We start from the raw sequence: 23,006 nt of genomic DNA, 5'->3' as shown, positions 1-23,006 counted from the left end.
GGGGACGGCAGAGCCTGCCGCTTGCCTCCCGCCGTGTCGGCGGCGCAGCTCCAGGGCCGGCCCGGCTTCTTGACGCATCCCGCCGCGTACGCGGAGCACTGTGCGGTCCCGGCGGTGTCACTCCGGGTGGGAGATGGTTGCTTTTCGGACGGGCGACACATAATCGGCCAACATCGTCGACCGGTCGTGACATGTAACGTTCACGCGCTGTAACTTCCGGTGGCGCCATGGGCGCGACGGGGGAGTGCCGGTGGGTGCTCCGACAATCGAAGCGATAATCGGAGAGCACTCCGGTGCGGCATTGAGGGGCGTGCGTGTTACTCCCGGACTTCTCTTCCGGCAGTGTCGTGACGTTGGGCCAGGGGGCGGCGGCCAAGCCGTCCGGGCGGCGCAGGGTGGAGATCGACTGGGACCACGGGGTCAAGCTGCCGGCCGTCGAGATCCGTCCCGGCATCGCCGTGAGCGCCGACGTCGGTGTCACCGCCAGGCGGCTCAAGGACGTGACCGGCGAGACCGTCCAGCAGGAGCATCCGGTGCTCTCCGAGGACGAGTTCGTCACGGAGATCGACCATCTGCTCTCCCTGATCGAGTCGGTCCACCTCGGCAAGCGGCTCGTGGCCTTCTTCGGGGCCTGCCGGCCCCTGCCCAGCGCGAACGGGACCCTCGAGGGCGTCTACTCGGCCCAACCGGTGCTGGGCATCAACCCGCGGGTGCTCACAGCCCGTTCTGTGAGCGGCCCGGTCCAGCCTGTCACCGTCAACCTCGTCATCCTCCAGAACCAGGCGTTCGATGACTGTGGCCATGCGCTCGGCGAGCAGGCGCTTACCGGCTATGGCGCTTTCACTACCGTCGTCTTCTGCCCGCGCAGCGGCCTGCTGATCGACGACATGTGTGTGGCGCCGGAAATCGGCCTGGCCCACGAAATGGTCCACGCCGTCCACTACCTGTCGGGAAGCAGCCATATGTCCGATCATGCGGTGGGCAAGGGCCCGGTCACCAGCCCCGAGGCACTGGCGAACGATCTGCTCCTGGCCCAGACGGGAACCACTGTCGCCAATCTGGAGAAGTGGCGGGCCCCCGGCAACCAGAGCGAGTGGAACAAGCTGTCCGCCGCCGTGAAGAAGCAGATCGAGGACGCGCGCGCCGAGTACCCCGGCCTGCTCGACCTGGCGAGGCGGATCCTTCAGCCGGTGATGCCCGCGGGGTCCGAGCCGGGTGAGGTGTTCTTCCAGCAGCCGGTCGTCTCGCTCGAGGAGACGAAGACGACCGGCAGCGATGTCACGGCGCTGTGGGTCCGGGGCGTCCGGAAGGAGGAGGACAAATTCCGTCGGCTGGGCACCTCCCGGGCGGAGATCACCTCGGACGAGGTGGCGGCGGCCGACATCAAGCGCGTCGAGGAGTACGGGAGGAAGAACCCCTCCAACAAGGCCGTTCCCGAGGCGCTCAAGCGCGCCAAGGAGATCCGGCAGCTCCGCCTCCAGGCCCGCAACCTGAGCGAGGCCGCGCTGAGCCGCGCCATGCACCTGCCGCACCGTGCGTCCTACGCCCCCACGCGCGCCAAGCCCGGCCCCGGCAGGGTGGTCTTCCTGATGCACAGGCCGTTCTACCTGACCAAGCGGCGCAAGGACATCCCCAAGCAGGCGTTCGAGGACAAGGCCCCGTTCAGCCGTCTCGTCGCCGCGCTCCCGGCCGATTCCACAGCGCCCGGCGAGCCGACGCCGGTGGCTGACATCCGTGAGTACGTCGCCGAACTCCAGGAGTGGGACGCGGGCGCGCCCGCCGCGACGCGCGGTTCCGGCTGGCGGCCCGGCGACCACCCGGTGCGCGACTGCGCGACCCGGAAGCCGCTGACCACGGTGTCGGTCGACCCCGCCACCGTGCCCCAGCCGGTACGCGACCAGGCCCTTGCCGTCGCCCGGGACGCGCTGGGCAACCCGGACACCCCGCCCAGCACGCTGGAGAACGAACGCCTGCGTCCGGTCGCCCCGGTGCCCCTGGCACCGGCCAGGTGAAGCGGCGCCGCGTCGTACGAGCGCGGCAATCCAGGTGCGTGAACACAGCACCGACATCACCCGAGAAAACCACCGTAGGAGTCGCGGCATGCCTGCCCTGTCGTTAACAGCCCTGAGAGCACGGGCCGAAGAGGCCGTGGCCCAGGGCCGGGCGTTCACCCTCTCCGAGGCGGAGCTGGGGCTCGACGGGGCGCACGAGTTCTTCGCCGACCACCTCGGCGGCGACCTGGTGGTGCGCGCGCCGGTGGACTACGACGCCGGTGGGCTGCGGCTGACCGGAGCCGTGGAACTGGCCGGGTTCGGGGTGCTGGAGGGCGTCGAGGTCGGGTTCACCGCCGACGCCCAGGGCCAGGCGGTGGCCGGTGTGCGGGTCGCCGCCACCCTGGACACCTGGGAGATCGACACGCCCTACCTGTCGGTCTCGCTCGACGGGTTCCGCACCGGGTACGGGTTCGACGCGGCGGTGCTGCTCATAGGAGCCGGTTCCGGGCCCGAAGGGGCGACCGGCTCCTGGGCGTCCGCCGGTCTCGCCTTCGGCGTGCGCTCTCAGCGGGCGTGCCTGCTGGTCCGGGGGCCGGACGAGACCGGTGAGTTCGAGCTCTACGGTGCTTTCTCCGCCGGCCTCGGGCTGCCGAACCTGGCGTCGCTGACGGAGCTGCCCGGCCTGGCGGCCGTGGCGGCCGCGGACCTGGCGCTGCCCGACGAGGTCCCGGCCCCCCTCGGCATCGCCGAGGTCAGCCTCGTCTGCGGGGTCAACCCCGGGGCGGGCGGCATGCGTTGGACGCGGCTGCGGGCCGGGCTCGCCGGAGCCGACTGGGTGCTGCTGCCGGACGTGCTCGCCCTGGACGGGCTGTCGGTGACGTACGGCATCGGCTGGGACGACCCCGGTCTCGGCCTGGAGCCCCGCTGTCTGGTCTCCGCCGAGCTGGGCGCCACGCTCCACATCGCCGGCAGCACCCTCGCCGCCACCGTCTCGCTCCCCGAATTGGTGGTCACGGCCTGGCTGGACTCCCCGTCCGGTGTCGACGAGGCGGAGCTCGGCGAGCGCCTGGCCGGGTCGGGCATCGCCGCCGGCGTCAGGGTGTCCGCCCTGTCGGCCGTGGTGCGGGTGCGCGACCTGTCGTACACCCTCTCGTTCGCGCTGGACACGGACTGGACCTTCTTCGACCAGGTGACGGTCGACGCGGTGGCCCTGGAGGTGTCGGGGGAGGGCGCGGCCCCGGACCTGGTTGCCCTCACCGGCGCGCTGGACATCGGCGGGCAGCCGGTGCTGCTGGAGGCCCGGCGCGGTTTCGGCACCGGCTGGATGATGTCCGTGCGTTCCGGCAGTGTGGAACTGGCCGGGCTCGCCGCCTGGTTGGAGGGGACGTTCTCCGTGCCGCTGCCGGAGGCTGTCTCCGGCCTGGTGCTCGACGGCATCTTCCTGACCTTCCAGCCGGAGACCCGCAGCCTGGCCCTCGGCTGCACCGGCACCTTTCCCCTCGGCGAGGCACAGGCCACCCTGGCGCTCGACGCCCACCTGGCGCGCCCGCAGGCCGGAGGCCGGTACGAGGCCGTCTTCGAGGGCCGGCTCTCCGTGGCGACGGCTCCGGTCGACGGCGTCTCCCGCGTGCTCGACTTCACCGTCGACCACTCCTCCGGCGCGGCCGGCGGCACGCTGACCGCCACCTGGTCCGGCGATCCCGGCATCGGGGCGCGGGAGGTGGCCGCCGCGCTCGGGGTGAGCCTTCCGGACGGGATTCCCGAAACGCTGCTGCCCACGCTCACCTCGCTCGCCCTGCGGCGGGACGCCGTCACCGGCCGTCTGCTGGTGGCCTCGGCGACGCAGGCCGGCGGCGGAGTGGTGATCGCTTCCGTGCCGGGTGAGCCGGCCGGGCTGGTCCTGCTGGTCAAGGCGGCCCTTCCGGCGCGGCTCTCGGACCTGCCGCTGGTCGGCGGCGAGATCCCCGCCGGGGCCGACATCGGCGTGTCCGGTGTGCAACTGGTCGTAAACAACCGGGGCCTGACGTCGCAGCAGATCGCCGCCGTCAACGCGGACCTGGCGGCCGTGGAAGCCGCCTCCGGTCAGCCGTACCCCCGGCTGCCCGAGCCCGCCGAGGGGCTGCCCCCGGGCGGGGCGCTCACCGTGCCGTACGACATCGCCGGGCAGCCCCGCGAACCGCTGACACTTGTGCTGGGCGGCGGCACCGGGCTGCCGGCGGTGCGGTCCTCCGCCGGGGGAGCCCGTGTCTCGGCGGACGTCGGGCGCTCCTTCGGGCCCCTGTACGTCCACCGGATCAGCGTGGGCTACCACCAGGGCAAGGTGCTGGTGGTGTTCGACGCGGCGCTGGGCACCGCCGGTCTGACCGTCGCCGCCCTCGGTCTCGGGCTGGCCCTGGACGTGGACACCATGACGGTGACGCCCTGCCTGGAAGGGCTCTCCGTCGACCTGGACCGTCCGCCCCTGCGCGTCTCGGGGGCGCTGGTCAACCGTGCCCCGCAGCCCCCCGTCGAGCTGATGATCGGCGGCATGGTCGTGGTGCAGCTGCCGAAGCTCGGGATCACGGCGCTCGGCGCGTACCAGCGGCGGGAGGGCGAAAAGGCTTCGCTGTTCCTGTTCGGCCGCGCCACCGCCCCGATCGGCGGCCCGCCGCCGTTCCGGGTGACGGGGCTCGCGGCCGGGTTCGGGTTCAACACGAGCCTGCGTATCCCCGAGTTCGACCAGGTCACCGAGTTCCCGCTGGTGGCCGGCGTGCAGGACGGGCTGCCGGACAACCCCCTGGAGGTGCTGGACCTGCTCACCGGTCACTGGGTGACCCCGCGGCAGGGCCAGATCTGGGGAGCGGCCGGAGTCGACTTCACCTCCTTCGAGTTCATCAGCGGCCGGCTGCTGCTGACCCTGGAGGCCGGCGACGACCTGACGGTGGCACTGCTCGGCACCGCCCGCGCCGCGTTCCCCCGGACCGGCCGGGCCTACGCCAAGGTCGCGCTGCAACTGAGGATCGTCTACCGTTCGTCGCGCGGCGAGTTCGCGGCCACCGCGCTGCTCCACGACTCGTACGTCATCGACCCCTCGTGCGTGCTCACCGGCGGGTTCGCGTTCTTCATGTGGTCCGGCGCCAGCGACCACGCCGGGGACTTCGCCCTGACCGCCGGCGGCTACCACCCGCTGTTCCGCGCCCCGGCGCACTACCCACAGGTCCCCAGGCTCGGTTTCAGCTGGTCGCTGGGCGCGGTGGACATCAGCGGCACGGCGTTCTTCGCCCTGACCCCGTCGGCCGTCATGGCCGGCGGCACCCTCGACGTCCGCTACTCCGCGGGGCCGCTGAGCGCCTGGCTCACCGCCTACGCGCACCTGCTGATCAGCTGGAAGCCCCTGCACTTCCGGGCCGGCATCGGCATCCGCATCGGGGCCGCGCTCAAGCTCGCGTTCGTCACCGTGCGCGGGGAGCTGAGCGCCACCCTCGACCTGTGGGGGCCGCCCACCGGCGGCCGGGTGACCGCCAAGTTCACCTTCATCAAGGTGAGGATCGGCTTCGGCGCCGGGGAGACGACCGCCGGCGAACTGACCTGGCCCGAGTTCACCGAACTGCTGCCACCGCCCGAGCAGGTCCTGCGGATCGAGGCGAGCGAAGGGCTGCGCGCGGACGCCGAACCGCCCCAGGGGCGCACCGCATCCGACCCGGACGCCCCCTGGCTGGTGGACGCCGGCGGGTTCTCCTTCGTCGCCGAGACGTCCGTACCCGCGTCCCGGGCCACCTTCCAGGACGAGGACCGGTACACGGGCGAGGCCCTGGACATCCGGCCCATGGGCGGCGCCGGAGCGGCGAAGCGGATCCACTTCACTGTCGTGGTCAGCCGCAACCTGTCGGCCCGCGGCATGGCGCCCTTCTGGGAGCCCCTGGCCGACGACGGGGCCTGGCGCGCCGAGCCCGTCCTCGGCGCGGTACCGGCCGCCCTGTGGGGAACGCCCGGCGCGGCCCACGGCGACCTCCTCGACCCCGACCAGCGGCTGCTGCACGGCCGCTGCACCGGGCTGCGGGTGACCGTCCCGCCGCCGGTGTCCACCGCCGAGCCGCTGGACCCGATCGCCTCCGCCTCCCTCGCGTACGAGGAGATGCCGGACGCGGCGGGGCCGTTGGACCCCGCCGGGCCGCCCACCGGCGACCGGCTCGTCCCGGCACCCGGCACGGGCGTGAACACCGTCGTCACCACCGTCGCCGCCCCGGCGACGGCACAGGCCCGCGGCCGGCTCGCCACCGCCCTGGCCGGCCTGCTCGACCCCCTCCCCGACGCGCCGCTGAGCGCGTTCGCCGCCCACGCCGCGGAGTACGGCCTGCCCGCCGACCCGCTGCTCCGCGCGACCGCCGCCGGGCGCGGCGACCAGGGGACGTCCATATGACCACCGCCGACCAGGAGGAACCCACCATGGGGGGCAACGGGGCCACGGGCCCGGCGAGCACGGCGGCACACCGCCGGGAGGCGTCGTTCACCCTGCGCCTGGGCGACGACCTGATCCCCGCCGTGAAGGCCGGACAGTTCCGGATCACCGCGCGGCAGGAGATCGAGGGCGTCGACACCGGTGACCACCTGCGGGACGCCGTCCGGGAGTTCGAGGTGCGCGCGCCGCAGTTCGTGCTGCCACCGGACACCGTCCACGCGGTCAACCCGGCGCCGGACGCGGCCGGCGGCCTGGGCACGACGCTGCCGCACGCCACGCTCGACGGCCGGCTGCTGCCGTGGCTGCGCGACATCGACCCCGAATGGGTCGGCACCGGCCCCGTCGAGCCGCGGGCCCCCTGGCTGGCGCTGCTGGTCTTCGCGGCCGGCGAACTGCCCGGCGATCCCATGGCCGTGGGGGAGACCGACCGCATGACCGTCCAGGACCTGCTGTGGCCGGCCACCCCCGAGCCGGGCGTCCTGGTGCCCGCCATCCCGCGGCGGCAGGTCGAGGCGGACCCGGCGACCGAATGCGCCACGATCCGCGTCCCAGGCGCCGTGTTCGCCGCCGTCCGCCCCCGCCACGACGAGCTGCGCCACCTCGCCCACACCCGTACCGTGCACGCCGACACGGGCCTGCGCGGCGAGGCATTCGCGGCCGGCGAGTTCTCCGTGATCGTCGCCAACCGGCTGCCCAACCCGGGCGACGGCCGGCACGTCGTCCACCTCGTCTCGCTCGAAGGCTGCCAGGCCGCCCTGGACGCGGCGGCCGGCGAGGAGCCGCCGGACGTGCGCCTGGTGTCGCTGCACCACTGGTCCTTCGACTGCCTCCCCGACGAGGGCGCCGGCTTCGCCCCCCGCGTCCACGACCTGCTGTACGACGACGACGAGGACGGCGGCCGGCCCCGCGACCTGCTGCTGCGCCTGCCGGTGCCCGCGCCCTCCGAGGATTCCGCGCGGGCCCGCGCCCGGGAACGCCTGGAACAGGGCTGGGTTCCGCTGCCGTACCAGGTGGCATCGGGCGAGGAGACGTACGCCTGGTACCGCGGACCGTTCACCGCCACCCCCGCGCAGCCCCTGCCCGAGCCGCCCGAGGACGGTTGGACGGACGCCGGCCGGCTGCTGGGCTACGACCCGGAATGGGGCGTGTACGACACCGGCCGGGCGTCGGCGTGGACGCTCGGCCGGGCCTTGGCGCTGGCCGACGACGACTTCGGCGCCGGCCTCAGCGCCTGGCGCGGCCGCGCCCGCCACCGGGCCGCCGTCGTCGCGCAACGCCTGGCCGCGGCGGGCCCCGACGCCGGTGAGGCCGAACTCGCCCGCCTGGCCGGCCCCCGCGCCACCGACCGGGCGCTGGAGACGCTGGCCCGCGCCGGAGCCGCCGAGCGCCTCATCCGCGCCCTCAACGACCCGCCCGCCGCACGCCCCGCGCGCACCGCCCCCACGCCCCGGCCCGCACCGCCGGCCCGGCCGCTGCACCGCGTCCTGGCCCAGGACCGGGCCCGGCCCGTGCTGCGCGAGGCGCTGCGGACCGCCCTGGACACCGACGGCGAGCGGCTCGCGGCCTGGTTCGCCCGGCTGCGCCTGCTGTACGACGTGCCCTTCGCCCACCTGGTGCCCTCCGAGGCGATGCTGCCCCCGGAGTCGCTGAGGTTCTTCCACGTGGACCACGGCTGGCTCACCGCGCTGCAGGCCGGCGCGGAGAGCCTCGGCGTCACCGGCGTCACCGACACGCACCTCGCCGCCCTCGCCGCCCCCTGGGCGGGCGCCACCAGGACGCCCGACGACTCCTGGCCGCGCGCCGGCCTGCTGATCCGCTCCGCGCTGATCCGCGAGTGCCCGGAACTGATCGTGCGCGGATGGCAGAACGGCGAACCGGTGACGTTGCTGCGCCGCAGGGCTCTGGAGAACGACGTGCTGCTGGTGCTGTTCGACCGGGTGCCCGACGAGGTGGAGCTGTCGGAACCGCCCGAGGGGCTCTCCTTCGGTGTCGACCCGCACCCGGTCGACGGAGTGCCGGTGCTCAACCTGCGCAGCCTCGGCGCGGGCGGCGTCCCGGCCGGCACGACGCTGGAAGGCGTGTACTTCCCGCAGGAACCGGGCGACCACGGCATCGGCGCCCATCTGCGTCCCGACCCGCAGGGCCGGCGCGTCCTCGACCTGCGGCCCGGCGACGCCGACGGCCTGCTGCGCGGGCTCACCGCACGGCTCGCCGAGGCGGGGCAGCCCGCCACGGCGTCTCCGGCGGTGCTGGCCCTGCAACTGGTCAACGCACCGTTCCGCCAGAAGATCCTGACCGACCCGCTTTCCGGGGGAAGCCCGTCATGACCCAGCCCAGCCCGTTGTACGTCCCGGTCCAGGTCGACGCCCTCGTCGTCAACGACCAGGTGCGCATGGGGGAGAACTTCGCGCGCTGGCAGGCCAATTACGCGCTGACCCGGTTCCGGCTGTCACCCGAGCCGCCGCCGTTCGGCAACATCGACACCGACTTCGCGACCGACCCCCGGCGCAACGGCGTCTACCTGCAATGGCAGTTGCCACAGGCGCTCACCGAAGGCGGCCAGGACCACCCGGACCAGGACGTCTCCTTCCCGCTGGTGCCCAACCGGTGGCTGGTGGTCCGCACCCACGGCGCCCCGGGCGCCGAGGAGCGCGACATGACCGCCTGGCTGGTCGAGAGCGACCACCTCGACCCGGTGACCGGCACCAGCCCGTACGCCGGGCCGGACGGCACCCCCACCCGGATCGGCCGCCGCATCGACCTGGCCGCCGGGGAGTGGACCGAACCAGGGCCGCCCGGCGGGCTGTTCCTCACCGCGATCGGGTCCGGCGTGCCGACGTTCGCGGTGTACCAGCCGTACAACGAGAACGTGTTCTCCCTCCACGACACCATGGAGGGCCTCGACCCGGCGCGGGAGTGGACCGTCGGCTACCTGGTCGCCGGCTGGTACGGCGACCCGGGCGCCGACCCGGTCGCGGCGGCCGGCGACGCGCTCGGCGAGCTGCTGGCGGAGTACGACTGGACGCTCGGCACCGCACCCGGCGACGCCGGCGGCCGCGGTACGCCCGTCGCGCCCGCCTCCTGCGGCATCTTCCACGGCACCGTCCTCGGCCTGAGCTGGCACGCCCACGGACCGCTGCCCGAGTCGCCCCGCCCCGACGCGGTCGCCGTGGCCCTCGGCCACAACAGCGCCCACGCCTCCTCGGTGTTCCAGCAGGAGGCCGAGCCCCCGGACGCCCCCGGCCTCGCCGGCCTGCTCAACCTCTGCCAGCGCGGACTGCTGGACGCCGCCGACGAACCCGACGGCGCCTTCACCGCGGCACGCGCCACCTTCGCCTCCTGGTTCGTACCGACCCCGGCGGGCCACCGGTGGACCCTGGAGGCCGACCCCGACGCGCCCGAGGAGGAGCGGGCCGGGGCCCGCCGCCGGGCCCGGCGCGGCCACGCCGCCCTGCTGGCCGAGCTCAACGCCGCCCAGGCCGCGCACGACGAGGCCGCCCGCGACCTGGCGGCCGCCCGCCGCCGGGTCTACGACCTGTGGTGGGCCGAAGGGCTGCCGCTCGTCCCCGAGTTCGACCCCGACGGACAGCTGCCGCCGGGCGCCTACCGCGGCGAACTCACCACCCGGCTGCGGGCGGCCGAGGAGGAGGCGGCCCGGTGCGAAGAGGCGCTCGCCCAGGCCCGCCGGCGCATCCCCTGGGGGCGCACCCAAGGCGAACTCGACACCTCCGTCGCCGACTACCTCGGCGACCGCGCGCCCGGATTCGTCCTCAAGCGCGAGGTGCTGCCCGACCTGTACCGGGCCATGGACCCGGTCGTCGCCCTGCGCTGCACCGAGGAGGACCAGCAGGCCAGGCTCGCCGCCGAGGAGGGCCTGCGCTGCCGCCGCGCCGGGGAGCTCGTACGCGGCGTGTACCTCGACGCCGAACGCACCGTGCTCGTATCGGCGCCTTCGAACGCCGTCCCCGTGCCGCGCAACCTGCCCGCCCTGCCCGCCTCGCCCGACGGACTCCTCCCGCTCCTCACCGAGTTCCACCACCTCGACCCGGCCGACGCGCCCGCCCTCGCCCGCGCGGCCGGGCGCCCGGAAACAGACGTGGCGGCCCTGCGCTCGGCCATGGCCGACCCGGGGACGCGCGCCGACGGCGTGCCCCCCGCCCTGGGCACCGGCCCCTGGCGGCAGGCGTGGTCGCCACTGTTCTTCCAGTGGGAGGTCGACTACTACCCGATCGCCTACGCCGACGGCGACGCCGTCACCGACCCCGCCGCCGCGAACTGGGAGTTCGACGGCGACCACTACCGCTGGAACGGACAGGGAGCCGGCCGCACCCCGCTGACCCTGCGCGGCCGGCAGTTCCTCACCCCCACCCCCGCCCAGACCTTCGCCGACGCCCTGCGGCACGCCGCCGCCGACCGCTCCGGCCCGTACGCCGACCTGCTGAACACCCTGGCCGACCAGGCGGCCGGGGCCGACCTGATCGCGCAGACCCTGGACGGCTTCGGCGACCAGCTCCAGGCGCGCGGACCCAACGCCGCGGTGGGCCTCGGCGACGGCTCCGCGGTACGGAACGCCGCGGTGGACGACCGGATCACCCGGGAACTGCCCCCGGACCCGGGGCCGTTGCCCCGCCCGTTCGCCGGCTGGGCCCCTCCCGCTTCCAGGAGATCCGCTCGGGCCAGTTCGCGTTCACCCGCCTGAACGTCGTCGACCGCTTCGGCCGCGGCCTGCCCGTCGTCATCCCGGACGAACTGGAGCTGCGCGACACCATCGGCCAGGGCACCCCCGCCCACCAGTTCCAGCCCGGCCTGCCCGACGACCTGGCACCCGGCCGCACGGACGGCAGGCCCGTCACCGTCGTCGACCAGGACCCCCACCGGTTCGTCGAACTCAAGCCCCGGCTGCCGCAGCCCGCCCGGACCCGCCTCGACCTGCTGTCCGCCCACGACGACACCCGCGTGCTCGACGAGGACGCCGCCGCGGAGTCGATCTGCGCCTGGCTGGTGCCCAACCACCTCGACCAGGCGCTGCTCTGCCACGCGCCGGACGGCGCGCCGCTCGGTTCGGTCGCCACCGGCGTCATGCCGGACGGCACCACCGTCCCCCGCTGGCTGCCGCTGCCCGGCGCGGCCCCCGCACCCGACCCCGCCCACGGGCACCTGTACGAGCTGGTCACCGCGCTCCTCGCGCTCGACCGGCCGACGCTGAGCACGTTCCTGCGCGGCGTGGACCGGGCCCTGACCACCATCGCCCCCAGCGGCGACCAGGACCCGCCCACCACCCTGAGCCGCCTGCTCGGCCGCCCGCTCGCCCTCGTACGGGCACGGGTACGCCTGGACCTGGACGGGCCGGCCCTCCCCGACCCGTCGTGGCGCAACCTGCTGGACCCCGCCGCACCCGCATACCCCCGCTACCGCTGGCCCGTCCGGCTCGGCGAACGCGACCAGCTCGGCGACGGCCTCGTGGGCTACTACCAGGAGCGCGACTACACGGGCCTGCACACCGTCCTGGCGGAGGACGACCTCGCCGACCTGGCCGACCCCCACGACTACCTGCGCCCGATCGGCCCCGGGCACGGCATGGCCCTGCCCGCCCGGCCGCCCCGCGACCACGACGCGACGAGCACCGCCCACGTCACGCTGCTGCTCGACCCGTACGGCGCCGTCCACGCCACCACCGGCATCCTGCCGACCGCGCAACTCCGCGTGCCGTCCCGCGCCTTCGAGGAGTCCCTGGGCGCCCTCGCGGCCGGCTTCCGGTTCGGCCCGATGCTCACCGTCCAGGCTCCCGACACCGCCGCCCTGGTGCTGCCCCGCCCCGCCGACCGGCACGGCAGGTGGACCTGGGCCCAGCCCGCCCCCGGCGGCGCCGCGGCCTCGTTGCCCGCCGACCGGGCGGACGCCGCACCACGGTTCCCCTTCGCCCGCCCGGTGCTGCGCACCGGCTACCTCCAGCTCCAGCCCTCCGAGGAAGGACCCACGCCGTGACCACGGAGCCGCCGGAGAACCCCACCTACGCGATCGCGTCGGGCGCCCTCGACTACGCGGTGCTCACCACGCCGTTCCCGCTGCAGGCCGGCCCGCCGAGCGGCGGCGGCCCGTCCGAGTCGGTGGCGCGGATGAACGTCGTGGTCTCCGCACCGCCCGGCGACCCCGTCGCCTGCGCCCGGATCGTGACCCACATCCCCGTCGGCGAGGGCGCGACCTCGCTGGTAGAGACCGCGGACGGGATCACGGCCACGCCCCCGGAGGGCTGGAGCCAGGAGACCACCGTCACCGGGAACACCGTCTCGGTGACCTTCACCCCGCCCGGCGAGGAGTTCGTCTTCGACCAGGACGGGGCCACGCTGGTGGTCGACGGTCTGCGGATCAACAGGGAGCCGGGCCACGCCACGATCCGGTTCATGGAACACCTGACCGGTGAGTCACAGCCGACGCCGGTGACACTGCCGCTGGAGAAGTGGCCGTACCGGCCCCCGGTCGACGCCGGTTCGCCCCACCGCTTCTCGGCCCGGCGATGGTCGGCTGACGGCGGCCTCAACTCGTCCCCGGCGACCGAGGTGACGGCCGGGCAACGGGTGGTCCTCGCCTGGCAGTTCCGCGACGGCGTCGAACGCCACCTGTTCACGCGGCCGCTGGACGCCGACATGGCAGGGCAGGGGCAGGACGTGTCGACCCTCAGCCGCGTCGACTCCGAACCGGTGGTCCGCGCCACCACCTTCACTCTGCGCACCAGGGACATCGCCACCGGCGAGACCGTCTACGACACCGTCACGGTCACCGTGGCCACACCCCGGTTCGCGGCTCTCCGCGTGCGGGAGCTCGCCGCGGGCAGCGGCGGCACGGTGACGTTCCCGGAAGGGGCGACGGTGAGCACCGGGCTGACCGTGCAGGGGACGGTCACGGCGAACGCAGGGCTGACGGCCGGGGAGACGGTCAAGGTGACGTCCCAGCTGGTGGCGGAGCAGGGCATCACCGTCGACGGCGAGGCGTCCGCGGGGGGAGCGTCGACGGTGGCCGGGGGAGAGGTGGTGGCCGGGGGCATCACGACGAAGGACCTGACGGCCAAGCAGACAGTGAAGATGATCAGATTCGCCGGGCGGACGCATACGAGTTTCAGTTTGCCCACTGACGCACTGCTGACGGGCTACATGATCCAATCCGACCCGCGCGCAAATGGCGGCCGCTACACCGTCACTGTGGGCGACCGCCAGGTCGGCGCGTACGCCCACAGCACCCATCACGCGGCTGACTCCCTCTTCCTGCCGATCAGGGCCGGCGAAAGCGGAGTGTTCGCTGCCAGCCAATTCGTTCGCCGGGACGACCTGTACTTCGTCGTTGTCATGTTCGGCGGCGCTTCCCCCTCCGACCCCTTCCCCCAGGCGAAAGGCACCGACCGATGACGCGCCGCGCCCCACTGACCGCATCGGCCGGGCCCGAGAGCAGCGATCCGCCGCTCGACTACGCCGCCCGTACCGAGCCCGACCCGCTGGAGGCCAACCTGTCGGGGCCCTCGCCCGCCGATCTGTCGGTCGTCGTCTCCAATCGCGGCTTCGTCGCGGTGCGTTGCTCGTCGATCGTGGTCGACCTGCCCGTCGGCAGCCGGCCCCGCGACCTGCTCGCCACGGGGACCGGCATCGAGGCGTCGGTCACCACCCCAGGGTGGGCCAAGACCGGCGAGACGGCCGGCCCCGACCAGGCCCGCTTCGAGTTCCGGCCCGTCTCCGGCGAGGCGGAGATCGCCGCCGACCCCGTCACGTTCACCTTCACCGGCCTGTCGGTCAACAGCGCCGTGGGCGTGGCCTATCCGCGCATCACCGAGACCTCGGCCACCGGACAGGACCCGCTGCTGCCGCGCGAACGCTTCGTCCGGCTGCCGAAGTTCCCGGCCGGGGCCTCGGCCGCCCCGTCCGCCGGCACCAACCTGCGGGTGTACGCGGGCGAGCGGCCGGACGACGGGCAGCCGCCCGCCGTCCGCGTACCGCACGGCAGCAAGGTCACCGTCGTCTGGGATCCGGCACCGAACGTGGTGCGGCGCCTGCACCACCAGGACCAGGCGGCCGGCGCCGAGATCGCCGAGGGGCAGACCAGTCTGGTGTGCGGCCCGCTGTACCGTGAGACCACCTTCACCCTCCAGACCGTCGCGCAGGTCGAGGGCCAGCCCGTCAGCCGCTACGACAGCTGCACGGTCCAGGTGGACGTCCCGGAGTACCCCATGGTGATCCTCCCGAACGGAAGCCTCTCCGACGTCGCCTCGGCCGGGCTCCGCATCACGTCGCCGGTGAGGGTCGCCGAAACGCTCACCACCGAGGAACCGTTCACCTTCTCGGGGCGGCCGCCATCAGCGGCGGGCCGCTGGACGCCCCGAGGATCGAAGCGGGCACCACACGGTTCACCGGTGCCATGAACGTCCACGGGACGTTCACCGCCGCCGGCCTCACCGCACCGAAGGTCACCACGACCAGGGGCCTCACCGCCACCGGCCGGGTCGGCATCCTCAAGGCCACGCCCACGACGCTGGCGTCGTCCGGGAGCCAGACCTTCACCACCGACGGCCTCATCCTCGCCAACGCCGACGACAACGGGGACCTGGAGCTGTGGGTGACCACGCCCTCCTACACCTACAAGACCTGGACCAGCGACAAGGTCGGGACCCTCATCGCGCCGGTGCGGGCCGGGGACACGGTCAGCTGGGGTGCCACCGGGCCCGGCGGTGGTTTCAGTTTCCGCTGGTACGCCTTCGGCATCTGACGCACCTCCGCCCCGCCACCGAGGAAGACGCCATGACGACAGCACCCCTGCTCACCCACACGCTCACCACCCGCCCCAGCCACCTGACGGCCAGCCCGCCCACAGGCGAGCTGTCCCTCGCCGACCTGTCCCTGCTGATCTCCAACCCGCGTCCCGAACCCGTGCGGTGCGGCCGGATCGCGATCTTCCTGCCGGTCGGCACCAGAGGAGCCGACCTCGCCGAGACCGGCGTCGGCATCGTGGCCACGGCGACGCCGCACATCTGGTCGGTGGTGGCGGTGCAGGAGGACGTCCTGATCGCGGTGGCGCAGAACGGCAGCGCGGAGTTCCCGCCGTCCGAGCACGGTCGCGAGGATCAGCCGACCGCGAGCCTGACGATCAGGCTCACCGGCATCAAGATCAACCGCAGCGAGGGCACCGCCCCCGTCCGCGTCATCGAGACCAGCTCCCTGCCCGGACAGCCCGAGGCCGAACGGATCGTGGAACTGGACGTCTTCAAGGGCCGCCACCCCGGTCGTGCCCGGCGCACCACCGCCCGGCACACGTCCGGCACGGCCAACCTCAGCGCCCGGCGCGGAACCCCCGCCGCCCCCGACCCGCGCCCCGCGACGCTCGTCCCCGCGTCCACCCGGGTCGTCCTCGACTGGCAGGGACCGCAGGGCGAGCACACGCTGTACTCCACGCCGCACCCGGAGGGGATCCGCGTCACCTTCCCCCACGAGACGTTCCCGCTGGAGCGCGACGAGACGTTCCTCGTCAGGACCACGACCGGGGGCGCGGACCGCTACGACTCGGTCACGGTGACCGTGAGCACGCCCGTCCTGGACCGCCTGCGCGCCGGCGCGGTGACCGGCGCTCCCGTCCCCACCTTGGACGCCGCCTCGGTGACCTGCACGGGCACGGTGACCGCGGCGGGTCCGGCCCGGGCCGAGAAGGGCGGTACGGTCACCGGCACGGTCACCGTGCACACGCCCGTCACCACCCGGGGCCTGGAGTCCGCCGGACCGGTCACGGCGGCCGGTCCAGGCTCCCGGCTCACGGCCGGCAGCCTGGAAGTGACCGGCCTGCTGCAGAGCGACGACACGCTGGAGGCGCGCCAGGGCGTGGTGCGGATCCTCGGGGAACCGACCGTCGAATACACCCAGGGCGTGCAGGGGACGGCCCGGACGGACGGGTTCCTGATCGCCTCGGGTGAGTCCGCGAACCTGCGGCTGAGCCTGCAGGCCCCGAAGGACGCCAAAGCCTACGACTCCGCCGCCGGTTACAGCGGCCACAGCACCGCGGCCCTGCCCGTGTCCCACGGCGACGGCTACACCGGCCACACCGTGTTCTCGCCGGACGGCAACAGGGCGCAGTACATATTCCACCCGATCGGGGAAGAATGAGAGGGAGCGCCCAGAGCCTCGACGTCCGGCGGTTCCCCGACCAGCGCGCGCCGACGGGCCACGCGCCGCACGCCGACGGCGAGCGGGACCGCCGGCCTCTCGGACCCCCGCGCCACCAAGAGGATGCCTATGAGCAGGGGTCACGACGATGCGGATCCGAGTCACGACGCCGTGGGACACACGGCGTCGCCCTCCCCGGAGCCGGGCGCGGACCTGACGGAACCGGCACGTCCGAACGTGCTGGCCGCGGTGGAGCGGGCCCTGCCGCGCGTGCGGGCATGGGCCGGGCGATATTCCGTCATGGGCGCGTCGGACGACGCTCGCGACACCGTCGTGTGGTCGACCCTGTACGGCGCTGCCACGTGGCCGGACGGCTCCGCGCAGACGGTGGCGGACGAAGCGGCGTTGGCCCTGGCCCTGTTCGCCTACGACGACTTGATGGAGGGGAAGTTCGTCGACCTGTCCTACAGGGAGCTGGGCGAAGTCGCCGAAGCGTGCCTGGAGTCGGGCTTCTCCCGTACCGCGACAGGCCGGCCGGACATCGCCCCCGGGGCTCCCCGCGAAGTCGTCGACGCCTTCAGCGATGTCTTCCACCGGCTGCGGAAGTGCCCCGCGTGGCCGAGCATCGAGTGGTACGTGGCCCAGCGGTGGCGGAAAGGGCTCGCGGCCATGCTGAGGGACAGCGGCTGGAGGCTCGGCGTCGAAAAGCGCCCGGAGACCCTGGCCGAGTACCTCCCCACCGCCGTCGAATCGCTCCTCACCATCCCCTACGCCGCCGCCTGGATGGTGAAGTGCGGGGTGACGAAGCTGGACGCGGCGGACCTCACCCGCTGGCACCGGGCCGCCGACGAAGCCGCCATGGCGCTCCGCCTCAGCAACGACCTGGGAACGGCCGAGCGGGAAAGCCTGAGCGGAACCGTCAACGCCGTCGAGATTCTGATGCGTGGCGGCATGAGCCTCGACCAGGCGACCACCAGCCTTCGGGACATGGCGGCAGCATCATTGGCCAGGCTCGGGCCCGCCGTGGACGCCCTGCCCGAGCACCTGATGCCCCCCGGCCGGGCCATGGTGCGTGTCGCCCGCTTCACCTGCGGCTGGTGGACCGAGAGAGACACCGACGCCCTGCAACTCGCGGAGCTCCGCGGGCTCCTGGGGGCGCGCGGCGACCAGGAGGAGCGGTGAACCACAGCCACCGGCGCCCGGCCTACGACCACGCCGTCACCAAGCTGATCCGAGGGATGGAGGCGGACACGTGGGGCCGCGTCCGCCCGTCCTGCTACGAAACGGCCCGCGTCGTGGCGCTCGCCCCCCGGCTGCCCGGCCACGACCGGCGCCTGGAGTGGCTGCTCGACTCGCAGCACCCGCAGGGAACGTGGGGGGAGGGGCACGGGCCCTACCGGCTCGTCCCCACCCTCAGCGCCGTCGACGCCCTGCTCACCGTTCTGCAGCAGCACGAACACTGCCCGGATGCGCGGAGAGAACGGTACGGCCGAGCCGTCGCCGAGGGAGTGCGGGCCCTGCGGCGCTTCCCCACCGACGGGGCACATCCGGACACCGTGGCCGTCGAAGTGATCGTGCCGAAACTGATCGCCACCATCAACAGCAAACTCGAACGGTGGGGAGCGGAGAACACCGGCCGGTACGGGACGCACCCCGTCGCCGGCCTTCCCTACGGCATGGACGGCGACGCACCGGCCCGTCTCGTCGGGCGACTTGCGGGATTCCACCGCCTTCCCTCCCGGGTCTGGCACTCCTACGAGATCCTCGGGGATCTCCTGCCGGCGACGGCACCGGCCCCTGGTACCGATGGGCTGATCGGCGGCTCTCCCGCGGCGACCGCGGCCTGGCTGCGCACACGCTCACGGCCGGAGGCACGTCGGGAAGCGGCGCTCGCGGCCCTGAACGGCGCCGCCGACCGCTACGACGGACTGCTGCCTGAAGTCATACCCCTGACGCCCTTCGAACGGCTGTGGGTGCTTTCCGCACTGCTCCCCGCCGGACTTCCGGACCACCTCGTGCCCACCGCCCGTGCCTGGGTGACAGCGCTGTACGACCGGCGCGGCGTGGCCGGCATCCCCGGTCTGGAACCGGACGCCGACGACAGCGCCGTGGCCCTGTACCTCGCCGTGCGCCTCGGCATCCCCTGTCACCACGACGTCCTCCGCCCCTTCGCCACCGCACACCACTTCGCGTGCTACGCGGGAGAATCCACGCCCTCCGTGACGGCCAACGCGCACGCGCTGCGTGCCCTGGCCGCCTACGCCCGCCGGTATCCGGGGCGGGCGGCGGAGGTGGAACCGATGCGTCGCACGGTTCGCCACTGGCTGGTGGAGCGGCAGCAACCGGAGGGGTACTGGACGGACAAGTGGCACGCCTCTCCGTTCTACGCCACCGCCCGCTGCGTCACGGCCCTCGCCGAGGACGCCGGGCCCACGGCGATCTCCGCGTTGAAGGCCGCCACCGCCTGGGCGGAGGCGACCCAGCACGCCGACGGCTCGTGGGGAGCCCTGGGCGAGCCGACCGCGGAGGAGACTTCCTACGGGGCCGGGATCCTCCTGTCGGCCGCGCCCTCGTCGCCCTGCCTGGACCGGGCCGCGAGCTTCTTCGCCACCATGGGTGAGACCGTGCCGGAGCAACGGCCCGCACTCTGGCACGACAAGAGCCTCTACGCACCGGAGGCCGTCCTCGACGCCGAGATCCTCGCCACCCGCGAGAGGCTCCGAACTGCCGCTCCTGGAGCGTGACGCGTACGCCGGGACACCAGGACACAGGCGCACGCCGTCCGCCGGCAATGTGCCGGGGCGCGTAGGCAGCGGCATGCGCCGGTCCGGCGGACCGCGCTACCAGGTCACCTGAAGGGCGGGTTTGACCGCCTCGGGGCCGAAGAGGGATCAGTCGACCCCCAGCATGGTAGGAGCGCGCCTCCGGTAGCCCGGTCGCTTCGCACCTTGTCGCCGGAGACGTCTCCGCCCGAGGAGGAGGGCCGTAGCGGCTCTCACCGGGGCGGACAGTACGGCAGTTGGGCCAGGACTGGCAGACCCACGGCGACCGTTCGCGGTGAGCGGTCGGTGACGGCGAAGGGATGGCGATGAGTACTGTCCACGAGGCTCCAGGCGATGAGGACTCCCAGCGGCCGATCAGAACACTCGCGGGGACCGGGGACGCAGCGTTAGGCGGGGACAAAGGGCCCGCAAGGGCAGCGCAGTTGAACGGCCCGTACGGGATCGCCATGGACAGCGCGGGAACCCTGTTCTTCTCCGATCACCGTAACCACCGGGTCCGGAAGGTCACGACCGACGGGAGGATCAAGACGGTCGCGGGGACCGGGGACGCGGGATTCGACGGGGACGGCGGCCCCGCCGCCTCGGCCCCATTGAACTTTCCGCGCGAGGTGGCGGTGGACAGCGCGGGCGCCGTCTACATCGCCGATGCCAGCAACCACCGGATCCGGAAGGTCGCCACCGACGGGACGATCACCACGTTCGCCGGCAACGGCACCGGAGGCTTCGGCGGTGACGGTGGTCCCGCCACCGAGGCCCAGTTGAACTACCCGCACGGAGTGGCGGTGGACAGTACCGGCGCCGTCTACATCGCCGAGTGGGGCAACCACCGGGTCCGGAAGGTCGAGCCCGACGGAACGATCTCCACCTTCGCCGGTACGGGCACCGGGGAGTTCGGGGGAGACGGCGGTCTCGCGACCGAGGCCCGGTTGAACCACCCGCAGGGACTGGCGGTCGACGCGGCGGGCACCCTCTACATCGCCGACGGTGACAACCAGCGGATCCGCAAGGTCGCGGTCGACGGGACGATCAGCACGTTCGCCGGTACGGGCGTCGCGGGCTTCGGCGGTGACGGCGGCCCGGCCGCGTCCGCGAAGCTGTACAACCCCATGGGGATGGTCGTGGACGGCACCGGCGCCCTCTACATCGCCGACTCCGAAAATCACCGGGTCCGCAAGGTCACGGCCGACGAGAAGATCGACACGGTCGTCGGCGGGGACTCCGCGGGCCGCGAGGGAGACGGCGGTCCGGCGGTGGCGGCCCGGCTGAACATGCCGTTCGGGCTCGCTGTGGACTGCGTCGACGCCCTCTACATCGCCGACTTCGGCAACCACCGGGTCCGCAAGGTCGCGGCACCGAGGATGGCCGGGCTGCCCGAGTCGGGCACGGTGGTCTGCTGGGCCAACGTCCGCAGCCGGCTGCGGATGGCGGTGGTGCGGGAGTCCACCGTGGACGGGGCCGAGATCCACCAGACTCTTCCCGTCGCCCGGGACCATCAGCGGTGGCGGCTGGTGGTGGCAGGTGAGCACGACGGAGACGTGCTGTACAGGATCGAGAACGTGCGCAGCGGCAAGGTCCTGGAGGTCGGCGGACCGCAGGAGACGGCCTGGGCGGTGGTCGCCCAGCGTGCCTACGAGGGCGCCGAGGCATGCCACCAGCAATGGAGGCTCATCCCGGTGGGCCCGGTGAGCGGCACCCCGCGGAGATACGAGCTCGCGAACCGCGGCAGCGGACTGCTCCTGCAGACCGGCACCAACGCCCGCGCGGTGATCAAACAGGACTCGGCGGAGGGCGACCACCGGGGTCGGCAGTGGCAGTTGATTCCGGTGTGACACGAGAGGGGGCAGGAGCGGTCTCGCTCCTGCCCCCTCCCGCCCGGTGGATCGCTATTTCGAGCCGGACGGATCGTCGGCGGTCGCTTTGGGTGCCTTGCCGGCGTCCGGGGCCTTGGGAGCCTCCGGGGTCTTCGGGGCCTTGGCGTAGTCGCTCTTCCTCGGCATCTGCAGGTCCTCGTCCTTCCGAAGGTCGGGGTCGCCCTTCACCGTCGAGCTCGACCGCTGCATCCCGTCGGCTGCCGCCGTGGAAACCGAGTGGGCGTCCTTGGCGAACTGGGCCTGCGCACCGGCCGACTCCTGGGTGGTCCTGATGAAGGAGCCGAGGAAACCCAGGATGACGCGCGCTTCGGGTGACTGCTCCTGCACGACCTTGGCGCGGGAGGACGCCCCGTGGATCGCGCCGTCGAACAGGCTCGTGCTCTTGTCGTCGTATGTGTCGTCGTCGGCGTCCTCGAAGTCGACGTCCGCACCGGGCTGCGCCTTGGCGCCGGTCCGCACGGAGAAGAGGCCCGCGCTCCGGTCGCCGAAGTCGAAGACGTTGTGGAACACCATGGTGGTCACCCCTGGTCGTCGTGGTGGCACTGCCGCCGGCTCAAGGCTGTTTGTGCGGCGACCGGTCGCTGTCGGTCAGGCTCTGGTGGTCGAACATCGTGTGGTGGACGTCGAGGGCGGAGACGACCTCGGCCAGTCCGTGCACGAAGAAACCGCCGCCGTCCAGATCGAGGTCGCCGATGGGGCGGGCGACCATCCGGTCGAGGCCGGGATAATCCCCCGCCTGGGGCGGAGACAGAACCGCCACCGGCACGGCGTAGTACACCGCGATCAGCCCCGAGAGGGCCACCGGGATCTCGTAGCAGTAGTGCTTGTGACAACGCCGCTGCGTGACGATGGTCTCCACGCGGCCGCCCGCGGGGACCTCGCCGGAAATCTGCGACCTCGACGCCCAGCTGGTGGTCAGCGAGCCGCTGACCGACGCCGCGATGCCCAACGCCAGCTGGGCGTTGAGCGTGGCGGTGCCGGTCGCGCTGCCTGTGGTCGTGAAACCCACCGAGTTCGTCACGGTATTCGACGCGGAGTTCGTCGCCGCGTTCCGCACGGAATTCTCGGTGGTGTTGGCGTTGTCCGTCCCCATGTTGTCTTTGCTGCTCTTGTTGGTCACTGTGTTCGCGTTCTTGTTCGCCACCTCGTTCTGGCACTGCGTCTGCAGCTGTGACTGGAGGTCCAGCCGGAGCTGATTCTGCAACTGCAATTGGAGCTGCGCGCTGATGGTGCCGCCGAAGGTGAGCTTGGCGTCCGCGGAGAGCGACCACGAGATGCCGTTGGACACGGTGAAATCGACCGAGTCGGTGAAGGTCATCTTGGACGCCTGGCTGCGGTTGACGTAGGTACGTGAGGAGAACGTGTCGGGCGGGGGCGGGGCGATGTCGCACCGCTCTTCGATCAGCGGTTCCCCGAGGTGCATGTAGGCGATCCAGCCCAATTGGAACGCGCTCACGGAACCGGGCAGGGTGCCGTAGCGCTGCTTGTTCACGGAGAAACCGATGGGCTTGTGCCGCACGCCGTAGTCGTCGACGTAGACCAGGTTGGGGTGGTTCAGGACGGACTGCCAGTCGATGTCGAGTTCCCGGAGGTTCTTCTTCGTCAGTGGCTGGCGCTTGGCCCGTCCCAGATTGAACGCGTTGGAAGACATTCCCCATCCTTGACTCATTCCGGCCGAACTGCGTTCGGTGAAATGTAAACAGGAATCTGTGCGCGTCTACGAAAACCGAAGCTAGCACGGAACCCGTTGCCCGGGAAGGCGTTGGTGTGAATAACGCTCCATCGGG

14 protein-coding genes are annotated in these 23,006 nt (G+C 73.0%); 12 read left to right on the top strand and 2 right to left on the bottom strand.

The window, feature by feature from the left end:
- The first annotated feature begins 347 nt into the window (after window positions 1-347).
- From ACQEVS_RS00610 to ACQEVS_RS00555, 12 genes are all read left to right on the top strand, one after another.
- Window positions 348-2,012 (top strand): hypothetical protein, encoded by a 1,665-nt coding sequence (locus ACQEVS_RS00610; protein ID WP_433013536.1) that lies wholly within the window; start codon window positions 348-350, stop codon window positions 2,010-2,012.
- A gap of 88 nt (window positions 2,013-2,100) precedes the next feature.
- On the top strand, window positions 2,101-6,393 hold the full coding sequence (locus ACQEVS_RS00605) for a DUF6603 domain-containing protein (protein ID WP_433013533.1): 4,293 nt from the start codon (window positions 2,101-2,103) through the stop codon (window positions 6,391-6,393).
- Entirely contained in the window at window positions 6,390-8,759 is a 2,370-nt protein-coding gene (locus ACQEVS_RS00600) for a hypothetical protein (RefSeq protein ID WP_433013530.1), read from the top strand. The genes ACQEVS_RS00605 and ACQEVS_RS00600 overlap by 4 nt, the downstream gene beginning before the upstream one ends.
- On the top strand, window positions 8,756-11,131 hold the full coding sequence (locus ACQEVS_RS00595; protein ID WP_433013527.1) for a hypothetical protein: 2,376 nt from the start codon (window positions 8,756-8,758) through the stop codon (window positions 11,129-11,131). The genes ACQEVS_RS00600 and ACQEVS_RS00595 overlap by 4 nt, the downstream gene beginning before the upstream one ends.
- A 257-nt stretch (window positions 11,132-11,388) precedes the next feature.
- Window positions 11,389-12,417 (top strand): hypothetical protein, encoded by a 1,029-nt coding sequence (locus tag ACQEVS_RS00590; RefSeq protein WP_433013524.1) that lies wholly within the window; start codon window positions 11,389-11,391, stop codon window positions 12,415-12,417.
- A complete protein-coding gene (locus tag ACQEVS_RS00585) occupies window positions 12,414-13,832 on the top strand; it encodes a hypothetical protein (protein WP_433013521.1) in 1,419 nt (472 codons plus the stop codon). The genes ACQEVS_RS00590 and ACQEVS_RS00585 overlap by 4 nt, the downstream gene beginning before the upstream one ends.
- The gene (locus ACQEVS_RS00580) at window positions 13,829-14,836 is read left to right on the top strand and encodes a hypothetical protein (protein ID WP_433013518.1); all 1,008 of its coding nucleotides are present in this window, start codon (window positions 13,829-13,831) and stop codon (window positions 14,834-14,836) included. The genes ACQEVS_RS00585 and ACQEVS_RS00580 overlap by 4 nt, the downstream gene beginning before the upstream one ends.
- Entirely contained in the window at window positions 14,833-15,180 is a 348-nt protein-coding gene (locus ACQEVS_RS00575) for a hypothetical protein (protein ID WP_433013515.1), read from the top strand. Before ACQEVS_RS00580 ends, ACQEVS_RS00575 begins: the two co-directional genes overlap by 4 nt.
- 32 nt (window positions 15,181-15,212) lie before the next feature.
- A complete protein-coding gene (locus ACQEVS_RS00570) occupies window positions 15,213-16,565 on the top strand; it encodes a hypothetical protein (protein ID WP_433013512.1) in 1,353 nt (450 codons plus the stop codon).
- 171 nt (window positions 16,566-16,736) lie between these two features.
- Window positions 16,737-17,747 (top strand): terpene synthase family protein, encoded by a 1,011-nt coding sequence (locus ACQEVS_RS00565; RefSeq protein WP_433013509.1) that lies wholly within the window; start codon window positions 16,737-16,739, stop codon window positions 17,745-17,747.
- Entirely contained in the window at window positions 17,744-19,309 is a 1,566-nt protein-coding gene (locus ACQEVS_RS00560; RefSeq protein WP_433013506.1) for a labda-7,13-dienyl diphosphate synthase, read from the top strand. The genes ACQEVS_RS00565 and ACQEVS_RS00560 overlap by 4 nt, the downstream gene beginning before the upstream one ends.
- A 344-nt stretch (window positions 19,310-19,653) precedes the next feature.
- Window positions 19,654-21,177 carry an RICIN domain-containing protein gene (locus tag ACQEVS_RS00555; protein WP_433013503.1) on the top strand — a complete coding sequence of 508 codons (1,524 nt, stop codon included), beginning with the start codon at window positions 19,654-19,656 and terminating at the stop codon, window positions 21,175-21,177.
- A gap of 54 nt (window positions 21,178-21,231) precedes the next feature.
- On the opposite strand, the gene ACQEVS_RS00550 is transcribed toward ACQEVS_RS00555, so the two are convergent.
- Both ACQEVS_RS00550 and ACQEVS_RS00545 read right to left on the bottom strand, forming a co-directional pair.
- Complete coding sequence (locus ACQEVS_RS00550) at window positions 21,232-21,732, bottom strand: hypothetical protein (RefSeq protein WP_433013500.1); 501 nt, start codon at window positions 21,730-21,732, stop codon at window positions 21,232-21,234.
- 40 nt (window positions 21,733-21,772) lie between these two features.
- A complete protein-coding gene (locus ACQEVS_RS00545) occupies window positions 21,773-22,870 on the bottom strand; it encodes a hypothetical protein (RefSeq protein ID WP_433013498.1) in 1,098 nt (365 codons plus the stop codon).
- Window positions 22,871-23,006 lie beyond the last annotated feature (136 nt).

It is taken from the genome of Streptomyces sp. CA-181903 (genome assembly GCF_050937075.1).
In the GTDB taxonomy this organism is placed as follows: domain Bacteria; phylum Actinomycetota; class Actinomycetes; order Streptomycetales; family Streptomycetaceae; genus Streptomyces.
Note: the sequence above shows the minus strand (reverse complement) of the source record. Positions and strands in the feature narration are given on the sequence as shown.